Source organism: Methylobacterium durans (assembly GCF_003173715.1).
Lineage (GTDB): Bacteria > Pseudomonadota > Alphaproteobacteria > Rhizobiales > Beijerinckiaceae > Methylobacterium > Methylobacterium durans.
In genome coordinates this window covers 2977663-2990979 of record NZ_CP029550.1, presented here as the reverse complement: position 1 = coordinate 2990979, position 13317 = coordinate 2977663, and the positions used below count along the sequence as shown (strand labels likewise).

Sequence of the window (13317 nt, the reverse complement as noted above, 5' to 3'; positions counted from 1 at the left end):
TCCGACCGGACCTTCGCAACCCGGCGCCCTGAGCGCCGCCCCGCCGACGTGGCCTCAGCGCCAGCCGGAGGCCCAGTGCGGCGCGACGAGGCGCGGCTCGACGGCGCGCGGCCCGGCCCGGTGCGCGCCCGCCCGCTCGGAAAGCATCGGCTGTCCGAGGATCTGGCCGGTCGCCCGGCGCTGCGAGTAGAGGGAGCGGGGGTCGTGGTGTGGGTGATGCACGAAGGAGCTCATGTGAGCTCCGCCCGCCGGCTGGCGGCTTCCCTCGGCGGCAGCGGAGACCGTCAGGCCGAGGACGAGAGCGAGGGCGGTGGAAGCAGCGTAGAGTTTCATCGTCATCATCCTATTATTCGGGTGAGTGATGTATAAGCCTGGAACGACCCAACATCTGATGATCTTCCACATACTGACTGCAGTTATATATTCAAGTGATGTTTGTCACACAGGTTCTTTTTCGAATTTAATCCGAAATCTATTCTTGCAGGTGACGCGCCGCACGCCGAGCCATACGGGTCGGACGCAGGCGGGATTAAAGCCGGGCACCTGATCATCATCGCAAGTCGAAGCTATTGGCATGCCAAATACCTATTGGCATGAGATCTGTGCTTGCTCTGCTCTTGCGCGACCTGCGGCGAGATCGCGCAGTCGGCCGGGCGAACCCGCGCGGGCTCGGCGCTGCCGCGCAGCGCGGATCAGTCGAGGGTGAGGAGCGGCAGGGCCTCGGCGGAGGCGATCCCCTCGCGCACGGGGCGCAGGCGCAGGCTCTCCCCGGCGGATCGCCGAGCAGGCGCGCGAAGGTCTCGGACAGGGCGAGTTCGAGGCCCGCGGCCTTGGCGCGGCTCTCGATGCGGGCGAGTTGGTTCATCGCCGTCCCGAGCACGGTGAACTCGGCCCGGAAGCCGTCGTCGAACACGCCGACGAGCACGTCGCCCGCGTGCAGCGCTACGATGATCGCGAGGGCGGGCAGGCCCGCCCCCTGCCGTTCCCGGTTGAGGTCCTGGAGCCGCCGCGCGATCGTGCGCGCGCTGCGCAGGGTCGCCCGCGCCTGATCCTCCGGCCTCCCGGACACGAACAGCGCCAGGATCGCGTCACCCACGTACTTGTCGACGATGCCGCCCTCCTCCGAGACGGCCGCCTGCGTCAGGGCGCGGATGTCGAGGAGCGCGCGCACCACGGCGTCGCGGTCGTGCTCCCGCGTGAAGGCCGAGAAGCCGCGGATGTCGAGGGCGAAGAGGCAGGCATGGCGCGCCCGCGCCGTGCCGAGCCCGCCCTCGCGGGCGAGGTCGGCGGCGACCTTCCCGGGCACGAAGCGGGCGAGCACCGCCTTCTCGCGCTCGACGCGAAGCGCCGTCGCCACCGCGGAGCGCAGGCGTCGCGTGCCGTCGATGACGACGAGGCTCGCGGCGAGGAAGGTGAGGAGGCTGAAGATCTCCTCCGTCAGCGAGACTCGGGGGCCGAGCAATCCGCTGCCCGGCACCAGGGCGGCGAACAGGATGGTGCCGCCCCAGGCCAGCGTCACCAGTCCGGAGAAGAGGATCGTGTGCGAGACCCGCATGGTGAGGCCGGTCTGCAGGAGCAGGAGGAAGGCGGGCAAACGGCTCACGGCCGCGACCGCGTCCTCGGCCTCCGCGGCGGACCCCGCCAGCATGTGCTCGACGACGAGGTAGAGGGCGATCCCGGCGTTGAGCAGCGTCGAGGCCCGGGCGAGCCACTCCGCCTTGCGGCCGCCCTCCTCGCCGTCGGCGAGGCCAGCCTCCGATTTGTGCCGGTTCGCGAGGCCGAGGCCGACCGAGCAGACGGCGTAGACGCCGAGCACCACCCAGTAGCTCTCGGCGTGGGGCGTGTGGCCGGCCGTGACGGCGGTGGCGAGGAGCACCAGAACGATGATCAGGTGGAGGACGAGGGCTCGACCGCCCGCCGCCACCCGCATCGGACGGAGCGCCGCCCCGTTCCTGTCCCCCTGTACGCTCGACCGAACACCGCCCCGAGATCCTCACGCCTGCCCGGCCCCACGCCGGCCCGTAACACATAGGCGCCGGATCGACCGAGGTCGGTGGATCACGAAACAATCAGGAATCGGAGAAGCAACACCTCGGCAACCTTGAGGGGTTATGACCGGACCGGCTCCGCTCGGGAGCGTCGAGAGGAGGCTCGCATGCCCGCCGCCCGCCCGCTTCGCCGTCTCCTGCGCCCGATGTCCCGGATCCTCACGGCGGCCGGCCGGGCCGTGCGCGATGCCGCGGAGCGCGATCGCGCCCAGCCGGCCAAGGCGCCCGGCGAGGTCGTGTTCCGGCATTACGTGTGAGGCGTCGCGCCTAGCGGACCCGCCAGAGGGCGCCGGCGAGCCCGACATTCGCGAGCGCGAGGGCCGCGAGCAGCACGAAGAGCGCGTCGGCCCCGCCCGAGGTCAGGACGAAGGCGCCGATCAGCGGCGCCAGCGCCTGCGCCAGCAGCCCCGGCCGTGCGAGCCGGCCGATCAGCAGCGCGTAGTGCTCCGGGCCGAACAGGGCGAGGGGCACGGTACCGCGCGCGATCGAGTAGATGCCGTTTCCGCCGCCGTAGAGGACGAGCGCCAGCCCCACAACCGGCAAGCCGTCGGCGAGGAGCAGGATGCCCAGGGCGACGAGGCTCATCGCGGCGGTCAGCGTCCAGAGCGGGTGGTGGCGGCCGCGTCCCGCCATCTCGACGATCCGCGCCGCCACCTGCGACGGGCCGATCAGGGCCCCGTAGGTGACGGCTGAGGCGAGCGGCACGCCGCGGGCCTGCAGCAGCGTGACGAGATGCACCGAGACGAGGGTCATGACGGTGCCGCCGAGGGTGAGCACCCCCGCCATCAGGAGGAAGGCTCGGCGCTCCCGCCCGGCGAGGGCCGCCGCCGCCGGGGGACGGGCCGTCGCGAAGCGGGCGGGCGGCGGGCCGGGGCTCGGCACGAGGCCGAGCACGAGCGGTAAGGAGACGCAGAGCTGCAGGCTCGCATAGGCGAGGCAGGTTCCGCGCCAGCCCACCTGCTCGACGAGGAGCGCGGAGAGCGGCCAGCTCACCGTGCTGGCGAACCCGCCCCAGAGGGTCAGCGCGGTGATGGCCGGCCGCGCCTCGGCGCCGTAGAGCCGCCCGAGTGTGGCGAAGGCCGGGTCGTAGAGCCCGGATCCCATGCCGAGGCCGAGGAGGAGCCAGCCGGCGAGAAACACGGGCAGGGAGGGGGCGAGACTGAGGATCGTGAGGCCGAGCGCCATGACGAGCGCCGAGAAGGCGAGCACCGGCCGTCCGCCGCGCCGGTCGATGAGCGCGCCGATCCGGGGCGAGGCGAGCCCCGCCACGAGGAGCCCGGCGGAGAGGCCGCCGACGATCCCGGCGAGGGGCCAGCCCGTCTCCGCCGCGATCGGGGCCGCGAGGACGGAGAGCAGGTAGAACGAAGAGCCCCAGGACAGGATCTCGAAGATCCCGAGGGCGCCGACGACGACGAGCCGGCGGCTCCCGGCGGCGGGCGGCCTCATGCACGAGCCGGATGAGGAAGGCGGGTCCGATCTCCCGCTTCGCCGATTGCCGGCCGGCTGCATCCCATCGCGTGCAAGCCCTCTCCCCCTCCCTCATTCAGATCGCCCGGACCTCGCCCGGCTGGAGGTTGATAGCCTTCGTCGTCCTCGGGGACAGGCTGCCGACGACGGCGATGCGCGCCTCGCCCGCGATCAGCGCCCGCACGGCCGCCACCGCCTCGGCCGGGCTCTGCCGCATGGCCGCGTAGACCGCGTCTGCCGGCTGGCTGTCGCTCTCGGAGACGGGCGTCACGGCAACGAGATAGGCGGTGTCGCGTTTGGGCTTGTCGTTCGCCATCGGAACCGTCTTGCCACGCTGGGGTATGTCGAACAACAACACGATGGGACATCGCGCCTCGGGGATCCGTGCGGCGTGTCGGAGGATCGGATGCTAGGCTGGTTTCGGGCGCTGATGCCGCGGGAGGACCGCTTCTTCGACCTTTTCGCCCGGCATTCCGAGACGCTGGTGGCGGGCGCGGCGGCGCTGCGGGAGGTCCTGAAGGGCGGCGATGCGGTGCCTCGCTATTGCCGGATCATCACCGAGCGCGAGAACGAGGCGGACGAGATCACCCGCGAGGTGCTGCTCGCCGTGCGGCGTAGCTTCATCACCCCCTTCGACCGCGGCGACATCAAGGATCTCATCCAGTCGATGGACGACGCCATCGACCAGATGCACAAGACCGTGAAGACGATCACGCTCTTCGAGATGCGCAGCTTCGACCCGCTGATGCAGGAGATGGGCGGGACGATCGTCGAGGCCGCGAACCTGACCGCCGAGGCGATCCCCCTCCTCAAGGGCGTCGGCACCCACGCGACGCGGCTGAGCAGCCTCACCGAGCAGATCACCCGGGTCGAGGGCCGCTCGGACGAATTGCACGAGCAGGGGCTGAAGGCGCTCTTCCGCGAGCACGGCCCGTCGAACCCGATGGCCTACATGATCGGCAGCGAGATCTACGAGCACCTTGAGAAGGTGGTCGACCGCTTCGAAGACGTCGCCAACGAGATCAGCGGCATCGTGATCGAGAACGTGTAGGGCGTGCCATGACCGATGCCGCCCTCGCCTTCCCCTCCTCGTGGGCCTGATCGGCGTCGCGCTGCTGTTCGACTTCCTGAACGGCCTGCACGATGCCGCGAACTCCATCGCGACGATCGTCTCGACGCGGGTGCTGCGGCCGCAATACGCGGTGTTCTGGGCCGCGTTCTTCAACTTCATCGCGTTCCTGTTCTTCGGCCTCCACGTCGCCCAGACGCTCGGCACCGGCATCGTCGATGCCGGCATCGTCGACGCGCGGGTGATCTTCAGCGCGCTCATCGGCGCCATCGCCTGGAACGTCGCGACTTGGATCCTCGGCATTCCGTCGAGCAGCTCGCACGCGCTGATCGGCGGCCTCGTCGGGGCCGGCGTCGCCAAGGGCGGCTTCAGCGTCGTGGTCTGGGCCGGATTGTCGAAGACGGTGGCGGCGATCGTGCTCTCGCCGCTGTTCGGCTTGCTGCTCGCGCTGCTCCTCGTTCTGATCGTCTCCTGGATCTTCGTCCGGGCGACGCCGTTCGCCGTCGACAACACCTTCCGCACCCTGCAATTCGTCTCGGCCTCGCTCTACTCCCTCGGCCACGGCGGCAACGACGCGCAGAAGACGATGGGCATCATCGCCGTGCTGCTCTACTCGCAGGGCCACCTCGGGGGCGAATTCCACGTGCCGCTCTGGGTGGTGATCTCCTGCCAGACGGCGATGGCGCTCGGCACGCTGTTCGGCGGCTGGCGGATCGTGCACACGATGGGCTCGAAGATCACGCGGCTCAACCCGATGCAGGGCTTCTGCGCCGAGACGGGGGGCGCCATCACCCTGTTCACCGCGACCTGGCTCGGGGTGCCGGTCTCGACGACGCACACCATCACCGGTGCGATCGTCGGCGTCGGCGCGGCGCGGCGCACCTCGGCGGTGCGCTGGGGGGTCGCCGGCAACATCGTCGTCGCCTGGGTGGTGACATTGCCGGCCGCGGCCCTGATCGCGGCCACCTGCTACGCCCTCGTCGGGCTGTTCGCCTGAGCCTCAGCGCAGGTAGATCACGCTGTAGAGGGTGCGCCGCAACTCCTCCTCCTTGAGCCAGACGCGGCCGTTGTCGCAGCGCTCGCGGATGCCCTCGCGCATGCGGGCGCAGTACTCGCCCGTGTTGTCCTGCACCAGGTACTGGCAGCTACCGCCCGCGCGGCGCCGGGCGACGATGGCGCTCGAATGGTCGGCCGCGACGTCCGGGTCCTTCGGGTCGCGCTCCTCCAGCACGTACCAGCTGTAGCCGACGGTCGGCGCGCGGCTGTGGTCGAGGGCGTAATCGACCATCGCGAGCATCCGCGAGACGGTGGCCGCGCCCGGCGCCCGGCCCGCCTCCAGCATCTCCATGAATTCGAGCTGGTTGGCGGCGACCCGGAAGGAGACGGGCAACAGCGGCACCGGCAGGGGCCGGCGCCGGCAGAGCGCCTCGGCCTGCGCGAGCCAGGCGGCGTTGACGGCGTCGGCACGGCGGCTGCGCAGCTTGTCCGGCGCCGTGCCGACGCTGCGGAAGCTCATGTTCGGCGCCCGCACCGGGGCACTGAAGCGGAGCGCGGCGAAGTACCCGGTGAAATGGGCGTAACCCTCGTGCGAGGGCAGGTCCCGCTCCTCGCAGAGGCCGCCGAGATTGTAGAGGAGCGCCGCCGCATCCTCCTCGCCCCCCTCCAGCTTGTCGAAATACGGCTCGAGATGCGGGTTGCCGTCCTTGCTGATGTCGGCCGCGTTGCGACTCCAGGCGATGTCGGCGAGATGATCGGGGTGCGCCCTCAGATGCGCCCGGATCTGCGGGTCGCGGATGGCCGACAGCCGCGCGGGATCGGCGAAGTAGAACTTGCCCGCGACGTCGAGGGGCGAGACGGCGACGCCGACGCGCTGGGAGATCATGTCGGCGGTGGCGTAGGCGAAGCAGATCGCGCTCTCGCCCTGCCCGACCGGGATGTCGGCCGGGCGCGGCGAGATGCGGTTGCTGCCGGGCAACCGGTGCGTTGACGGCGGCATCGCGATGGTCACGGGGCTGCAGGCGGCGTTGCGCGTGTAGCGGGGCTTGGCCGGCAGGATGCGCGGATCGACCGCGTCCGCCGCGGCCGGGGCGGCCGTGAGGAGCGCGAGCAGCACGACGCCGGACGCGCGCGCCGTCCGGCCCGCACCCGACCTTACCCCCCGATCCGCCATTCCCCCTCGACCGCCCTCCGGAACTCGGCGGTCGGCATATCACGGGCGCGGGCGCGCGGACATGCCGGCCGCCGCGGTGAGCGGATCGGCTGAGGGTCGGTTACGGGCGGCGCCCGCCCCGCCCGCCCCCCGTGAGCATCAGCGCGGCCGTCATGGCGACGCCCGCGGCCAACATCCCGGCGGTCGCCAGGGGTTTGAGGCTCGCCCGCGTGTAGGCGCTCGTGCGCATCACGTAGCCGGGATGGCTGCCATGCGCGTGGCCGTCGCCGCTCGGGCGGTGGAGCGCGCCCTCGGGGTGGCGCGGCGCCTCGTTCCGGCGCTGCAGGCTGGTGACGGCGGGCGCCAGGAGGTCGTAGGCGCCGGGCGCGAACTCCTTCAGGCCCGAGAGAATCTTGCCGCCGCCGCCCACGAAGATGTCCCGCTGCGGATGCACGGCCGCGTGGAGGATCGCGTTCGCCACTTCCTCGGGGGATAGACCGGCGGCGGCAGCTTCGGCTCGGCATCGGTGTAGTTGCGGGCCCGCTGCGGCAGGGGCGTGTCGATCGAGGTCGGCTTGATCAGGGTCACGGACACGGGGGCGCCGACCTGCAGCAGCTCCATGCGGAGGGCGTCGGTGAAGCCCTTCACCGCGTGCTTGCTGGCGCAGTAGATGCCCTGGAGGGGGAAGGCGAGATCCGAGGCGACGCTGCCGATGTTGATGAGGGCGCCCCCGCGCTGGCGCAGGTGCTCCGTGGCGACGAGCGAGCCGTACATCGTGCCCCAGAGGTTCGTCTGCAGCAGGCGTGCAGCGTCCTCGTCGCTGACCTCCCACAGGTATCCGTAGATCGTCAGCCCGGCGACGTTCACCCAGGTGTCGAAGCCGCCGAACTCGGCCACGGCCCGGTCGGCGATGGCCTGGACATCGGACCGCCGGCCGACATCGGCGACGACGTCGAGGGCCCGCCCGCCCGCCGCCTCGATCTCGTTGCGGATCCGGGCCAGCGCCTCGCCGTCGCGCGCGGCCAGAACGACCCGCGCGCCCCGTTCCGCCGCCATCCGCGCCGTCGCGAGGCCGATGCCACTCGAAGCCCCTGTGATCACGATGACCTGCTCACCGAGCGGCTTGTGGACGCGGTTCATCGAAGACTCCCTGATGCGACGCGATCGGCGGCGCGCGGCTTTCCGGAGCGGGCGCGGCGACCATGGGTACCGTCAGTTGCGTCATCGCGGATGAACGCAGCTTTCGCATCGCAAACTCTTCGGCATGCCCCCGGTTTCCGGTTCCGGCTGCGGCGGATCGGCCCCGCCACGACCGACGAGCAATCTGCACGACGTCGCGTCGAGCCCCGCGCTCCCGCTTTGCACGTCGTGCAAAATCGCACTTGAACGATGTTCAAATATCGCCGAGACATCTGGTGTGAACATCGTTCAAACCAGGGAGACCTCGATGCTCAAGCTGCTTCGCCTCCTCGCCCGCGGCGCCGCCGCCCGCGCGACGGACGATTTCTTCGACCAGAACGCCCTCCTGATCCTTGACCAGCAGATCCGCGAGACCCGCGCGTCCCTGGAGCGCAGCCGGCGCGCCCTGGCGGTCGCGATCGCAGGCGACCGCGCCGAGGCGCGCCGGGCCGAGTCCGTGGAAGCCCGCGCCCTCGATCTGGAGACGCGTGCCGTCGCCGCGCTGAAGGCCGACCGCGAGGATCTCGCCGCGGAAGCCGCCGAGGCCATCGCCGAACTGGAGGCGGAGCGGGACGCGATCGGCGCCGCCCGCGCCAGCTTCGCGACGGAGGTCGCCCGCATCCGCGAGACGGTGGCGGATGCGGGCCGCCGTCAGGCGGAGCTGGAGCGAGGCCGCCGGGTCGCAGCCGCCTCGGAGGCGGTGCGGCGCCTCGGCGCGAGCGCCCGGCCTCAGGACACCACGACCCTGCGTGAGGCGGAGGCGACCCTCGCGCGGCTGCGCGAGATTCAGGCGGAGACGGCCGACACGGAGGCGGCGCTGGCCGAGGCCGAGCCCGGCGCGGACATCGCCGAGCGCCTCGAGCGCGCGGGTTTCGGCGGGCGCGACCGCCCGGCCGGGAGCGCGGTTCTCGACCGCCTGCGCCGCGCGGCCGGCCTCTCCGCCGAACCCGCCTGATCCCCATCCCCCATCCGAAAGCAACAGCCATGAACAACGAGACACCCCGCCACTCGGGCGCCTGGGTCAGCTTCACCTACGCGTCCTTCATCGGTGCCGCCGCGATGGTCGGGTTCGGCATCCTGTTCCTGCCGGTCGATTTCTGGCTGAAGGGCTACCTCGCCATGGGTGTCGTGATGCTGGTGCAATCCTGCGTCACCGTCACCAAGACGGTGCGCGACGTCCACGAGGCCAAGCGCATGGTGAACCGCATCGAGGACGCCCGCACCGAGCGGCTGCTGATGTCGGTGGGCAAGGAGTGAGGCTCCGGCCGCGCAACCCGCCTCCCTCCGCGGCCCGGACGCCGGTCCGGGCCTGCCCAGCCCACCGGAGCCTTGCCATGACTACCCTCGACGCCGATGCGCCGCCCATCCTGCCTAACCTGACGCGGAGGGCAGTCGCGCGTGGGTGCATCCCCGCTCCGGTCAGGATCGCCTACACGCTGTTCGCGGCCGTGATCCTGCCCGTCTACCTGCACGCCTACGGCCCGACGAACCTTCTGTATTTCTGCGATCAGGCCATCCTGCTGACGCTCGTCGGCATCTGGCTCGAGAGCCCGCTCCTGATCTCGATGTGCGCCGTCGGGATCCTGGCGCCGCAGGCACTCTGGATCGTCGATTTTCTCGGCACCGCGATCGGCCTGCCGCTCACCGGGATGACCGCCTACATGTTCGACCCCGAGAAGCCGCTGTTCCTGCGCGCCCTCTCGGGCTTCCACGGCTGGCTGCCGCTCCTCCTCGTCTACCTCGTGCACCGGCTCGGCTACGACGGCCGGGCGCTCGGCGCTTGGACGGCCCTGGCCGTCGCGACACTCCTCGTCTGCTTCTTCCTGATGCCGCCGCCGAACCCCGATCCCGGCCTGACGCCGGTCAACATCAACTACGTCTGGGGGATGAGCGACCGCGCGGCGCAGACCCTGATGCCGGCCTGGGCGTGGGTCACGGGGCTGATCGTCGGATTGCCCGTCCTGCTCTTCGCGCCGACCCACCTCGTCCTGCGGCGGGCGATGCCGGCGGCCGGGCGGCCGACGCCCTAAGGCAGGTCCCCGAGCCACTTGCCCATGACGACCCGCGGGGCGACCTCGAAACCGAGTTGCTCATAGAAGGAGACGATCGTCGCGTTCGTCTCCCGCACCAGGAGCTGAACCTTCACGACCTTGCGCTCCCGCAACCACCCCTCCGCAGCCTGCACCATCTGCCGACCGATCCCGAGGCCGCGCGCGTCGGGGGCAGCGGCGACGTAGTAGAGCCAGCCCCGGTGGCCGTCATGCCCGACCATGACGCTGCCGCGGACGCGGCCGGCCTCGTCTGCGCCGACCAGCACGTCCGAGCAGGGACCGACCGTCGCGAACCGGAAATCCGCGGCGGGATCGTTGTAGGGCGCCACCAGGCCGCAAGCCCGCCACAGGGCGACGACATCCGCCTCGTCTGCCGGCACGGCACGCCTGATGGTCAGCGACATGACGGCGTGCTCCGGGTCACCCACGGCCTGCACCGGAGACGGGCCACCGCGCCTAGCTCGCCGCTCCATCACCGCCGGATCCGCCGCCCGCATGGCCACCCGCGTTGCGCTTGCGCTCGCGCTCGGCCTTCAGCTCCCGCTCGGCGAGGAGCCAGAACTCGATCTCGAATCCGGCGGGACGATGGTTGCGCTCCCAGATCTCGTAGGCGCGTTCGCGAATCTGCTCGAACGTGATCGCCGCCTTGTCCGTCAATGGCCCTGTCCTCGTGGTCGTGGGATGGGCCCGGCGCGAGGTTCGCCCCGCGCCGGGCCCCGTCGGGCTCAGCGGCTCTTCTTATAGAGCTTGCTCGCGACCTCGAAGATCTCCTCCGGCGCATAGTTCGGGGCGAAGGCGCCGTAATTTCCGTCGAGCTCGGGGATCTTGCCGCCCTCCGGCATCCCGTCCACCACCTCCAGATTGCCCGGCGGATCGCCCGGAAGCGCCACCTCGTCGTTCGACCAGACGCCGGCGGCCTCCTGATAATCGCCCGGGCTGAAGCGGTACAGGCGCCGGTGCGAGCCCTCCTGCAGGTACTTCTGACATTCGGGGATCTTGTCGAGCACAATGTTGGGCGTGGGCAGCATCTTCTCGATCTCGACGCCGGTCAGCTTCTTCAGGGCGAGCGCGTAGGCGTGGGCGTGGACGGAGCCGCGCACCAGGAGATAGCCGCAGACCTCACGGCCGGTCGGATCCTTCAGGGTCTCGTAGACGCGCAGCTTGTGGAGGCGGGCGCCGCACTCCAAGTGGAAGTTGTGCAGCAGGTCGATGATGATATTCCCCGTCGTCGTGACCATGTCCATGTTCCACGACGCGGCGTTCGAATTCATCGGCATGGCACCGCCACCGTTGCTGAGGAAGCTCCCGGCGAGCCGGATGTCCTTCATCTCCTCGAACGGGGCCTTCGACACGTCCACGTCCTCGGTCTGGTCGCCGGGGCCGTTATTGAGCATCGCGACGCCCGTCGAGACCAGCTCGACGTGCCCGAGCTCCTCCGCGAAGATGCTCGAAACCAGGCTGTAGAACGGGCGCAACTTCGACTTGTCCCGGAAATTGAAGCTCTGGAACATGTAGTTTCCGAGGGTGGACATCTCCCCGTACTTGCCGCCGAGCAGCTCCTGCAGGGCGGCAGCGGCGTTGGGGTCGGGCTTCTTCGGCTGAGGCAGCTCGGCCTGGAGACGGTCGATCCTCATGAACATGGGCAGCGCCTTTCCGGTTTGGGTTCCCGGAAGGGCGACTCTGCAACTTCCAGTATGTTCCCCACGGCCGAGGACCGAGAGGTGCGGCGCCTCCGCGCGACCGTTCCGCGCCGGGCGCGGAGCCGTCACCGCGGCAAGGTCAGCCCTGCCTGTCCAGAATTCGCCGGTGATGCACAGGCAACACGCGAAGCGGACCGCACCCGAGCAGCGGCGGATACGAGATCTTTCGGCAAGACATCCGCACATCCTACGCATTTACATTTCCAGAAATCGATCTTGACCGAACACCCGCTGCATTGGTCAATTTTCACGCGGCTCTCATCGATGGAAGAGGCATTGTGTTTAGAATTAGACATGTGAAAGGTCCGCATTCACAGTTGACCCGGGCGGCCGGTTTGGCCCAATGAGCCCTCCGAGACCGGGAACTTTCTCGCACCGTCCGGCTTCGGAACCGTGTCCGCCGCAGGCGCGTGCGGCGGCGCGGAGAGGCAGGATCGGGACGGGGCGGATCAGCCGCCACGCGCCGGTCCGTTCCCGTCATGATCGATCCCGCCGGGCGCCCGTCCCGGACCAAGCTCCCGAAGGTCTCAACGCCGCGTGTCCACCCTGCCGCGCCTGGACTACCTGACGACCGGCCTGCCCAACGCGCAGGCCTACGAGATCTGGAAAGGTGTCGTCGGCGCACTCTTCGAGCCGCGCGCCTTCCATCCGAGCCATCAATATCCGACCGGCTCGGCGAGCGGCGTCGTCGTCGGCGACATGATCGTCGCGCGGGTGACCTTCACGGCTCAGAGCTTCCGCCGCGACCGCGCCCTGATCGAGCGGACGCCGGACCATTTCCTGTTCCATCTCTACAATGTCGGCGGCTTCAACGGCTCCATCACGGGGCACGAGACCACGATCTGGTCGTCCCAGGTCGCCATCATCGACCTTCGCCACGAGGTCAGCACCCTTGCCGCATCCTCGGACACGATCTCGCTGATCGTGCCGCGCAGCCTGCTGCCCGGCCTCGACGGCGGCCCGCTGCCGCCGCGCCTGGACCCCGCCCGCAACCGCCTGTTCGCGGCCCACCTGACGGCCCTGCGCGAGCGGAGCGCCCAGCTCGACGAGGCGGAGGCGGGCGGCGTGGCCGAGCACACGCTGGGGGTGATCTCGACCCTGCTCGAACCGACCTCCGCGACGGATCACCTGGAGACGCCGGCCCTCGAGGCGAGCCATCTCGCGCTCGCCGAGCAGGCGATCCGCGCCAACCTCGCCTCGCCCGACCTGTCGCCGGAATGGCTGGCGAACCGGCTGGGCATCTCCCGAGCGGGCCTCTACCGCCTGTTCGCGCCCTACGGCGGCATCATGCGCTCCGTGCAGGAGCGGCGCCTGCTCGCCGTGCGGGCGGCGCTGAGCGACCCGCTGGAGACCCGCCTCCTCTCGCGGCTCGCGGCCGAGTTCGGCTTCCAGAGCGAGGCGCATTTCAGCCGGAGCTTCCGCGCCCAGTTCGGCATGACAGCGAGCGAATTCCGCGCCGAGCAGGTGAAGGCGGCGCGCGAATCCGAGCGGACGAGCCTCGACGTCTTCAACTGGTGGTGGGAGCACCTCGGAGCGCGATCGGGCTGAGGCCGAACGCGGCCGTCCGCGAACCGGGCCCGCGGCTCGAAAAGCCCCGCGCAAGCCTAGCCCGATATCCCGCGCTCACACCGCGACATCGTCCGCGCGGAGCGCG

14 protein-coding genes and 2 pseudogenes are annotated in these 13317 nt (G+C 70.4%); 7 read left to right on the top strand and 9 right to left on the bottom strand.

What is annotated here, in order from left to right; all coding sequences use genetic code 11:
* Positions 1–54: 54 nt before the first annotated feature.
* Together DK389_RS13740 and DK389_RS13735 are read right to left on the bottom strand one after the other, a co-directional pair.
* Complete coding sequence (locus DK389_RS13740; RefSeq protein WP_236960859.1) at positions 55–333, bottom strand: hypothetical protein; 279 nt, start codon at positions 331–333, stop codon at positions 55–57.
* Positions 334–550: 217 nt separating this feature from the next.
* The gene (locus tag DK389_RS13735) at positions 551–1930 is read right to left on the bottom strand and encodes an adenylate/guanylate cyclase domain-containing protein (protein ID WP_109890342.1); all 1380 of its coding nucleotides are present in this window, start codon (positions 1928–1930) and stop codon (positions 551–553) included.
* Positions 1931–2155: 225 nt separating this feature from the next.
* On the opposite strand from DK389_RS13735, the gene DK389_RS32365 reads away from it, so the two are divergent.
* On the top strand, positions 2156–2305 hold the full coding sequence (locus DK389_RS32365) for a hypothetical protein (protein WP_162560639.1): 150 nt from the start codon (positions 2156–2158) through the stop codon (positions 2303–2305).
* Between the two features lie 10 nt (positions 2306–2315).
* Here DK389_RS32365 and DK389_RS13730 read toward each other — a convergent pair whose 3' ends face one another.
* A complete protein-coding gene (locus DK389_RS13730; RefSeq protein WP_109890340.1) occupies positions 2316–3494 on the bottom strand; it encodes an MFS transporter in 1179 nt (392 codons plus the stop codon).
* A gap of 97 nt (positions 3495–3591) precedes the next feature.
* A complete protein-coding gene (locus DK389_RS13725; protein ID WP_109890338.1) occupies positions 3592–3831 on the bottom strand; it encodes a hypothetical protein in 240 nt (79 codons plus the stop codon).
* A 90-nt stretch (positions 3832–3921) separates the two neighbouring features.
* Between DK389_RS13725 and DK389_RS13720 the strand changes: the two genes are divergently transcribed.
* Positions 3922–4566, top strand: coding sequence for a DUF47 domain-containing protein (locus DK389_RS13720; protein ID WP_109890336.1), 645 nt, complete (start codon positions 3922–3924; stop codon positions 4564–4566).
* Between the two features lie 8 nt (positions 4567–4574).
* Positions 4575–5581: pseudogene (locus DK389_RS13715) on the top strand (inorganic phosphate transporter).
* A gap of 3 nt (positions 5582–5584) precedes the next feature.
* Here DK389_RS13715 and DK389_RS13710 read toward each other — a convergent pair.
* Both DK389_RS13710 and DK389_RS13705 read right to left on the bottom strand, forming a co-directional pair.
* Positions 5585–6754, bottom strand: coding sequence for a hypothetical protein (locus DK389_RS13710; RefSeq protein ID WP_236960858.1), 1170 nt, complete (start codon positions 6752–6754; stop codon positions 5585–5587).
* 100 nt (positions 6755–6854) lie between these two features.
* Positions 6855–7873, bottom strand: a pseudogene (locus tag DK389_RS13705) (SDR family oxidoreductase).
* 307 nt (positions 7874–8180) lie between these two features.
* Here DK389_RS13705 and DK389_RS13700 point away from each other — a divergent pair.
* The 3 genes from DK389_RS13700 (at position 8181) to DK389_RS13690 (ending at position 9942) form a co-directional block, all read left to right on the top strand.
* Positions 8181–8867, top strand: coding sequence for a PspA/IM30 family protein (locus DK389_RS13700; protein WP_109890332.1), 687 nt, complete (start codon positions 8181–8183; stop codon positions 8865–8867).
* A 29-nt stretch (positions 8868–8896) separates the two neighbouring features.
* A complete protein-coding gene (locus DK389_RS13695; protein ID WP_109890330.1) occupies positions 8897–9169 on the top strand; it encodes a YiaA/YiaB family inner membrane protein in 273 nt (90 codons plus the stop codon).
* Positions 9170–9246: 77 nt separating this feature from the next.
* Complete coding sequence (locus tag DK389_RS13690) at positions 9247–9942, top strand: hypothetical protein (protein ID WP_236960857.1); 696 nt, start codon at positions 9247–9249, stop codon at positions 9940–9942.
* Here DK389_RS13690 and DK389_RS13685 read toward each other — a convergent pair.
* The 3 genes from DK389_RS13685 to DK389_RS13675 form a co-directional block, all read right to left on the bottom strand.
* Positions 9939–10367 carry a GNAT family acetyltransferase gene (locus DK389_RS13685; protein WP_109890328.1) on the bottom strand — a complete coding sequence of 143 codons (429 nt, stop codon included), beginning with the start codon at positions 10365–10367 and terminating at the stop codon, positions 9939–9941. The genes DK389_RS13690 and DK389_RS13685 overlap by 4 nt on opposite strands.
* A 52-nt stretch (positions 10368–10419) precedes the next feature.
* Positions 10420–10620: a DUF2934 domain-containing protein gene (locus tag DK389_RS13680; RefSeq protein WP_109890326.1), complete on the bottom strand. Its 201-nt coding sequence runs from the start codon at positions 10618–10620 to the stop codon at positions 10420–10422.
* Between the two features lie 68 nt (positions 10621–10688).
* On the bottom strand, positions 10689–11603 hold the full coding sequence (locus DK389_RS13675) for a manganese catalase family protein (RefSeq protein ID WP_109890324.1): 915 nt from the start codon (positions 11601–11603) through the stop codon (positions 10689–10691).
* A 597-nt stretch (positions 11604–12200) separates the two neighbouring features.
* Between DK389_RS13675 and DK389_RS13670 the strand changes: the two genes are divergently transcribed.
* Positions 12201–13211, top strand: coding sequence for a helix-turn-helix domain-containing protein (locus DK389_RS13670; RefSeq protein ID WP_194075204.1), 1011 nt, complete (start codon positions 12201–12203; stop codon positions 13209–13211).
* Positions 13212–13317: the final 106 nt, after the last annotated feature.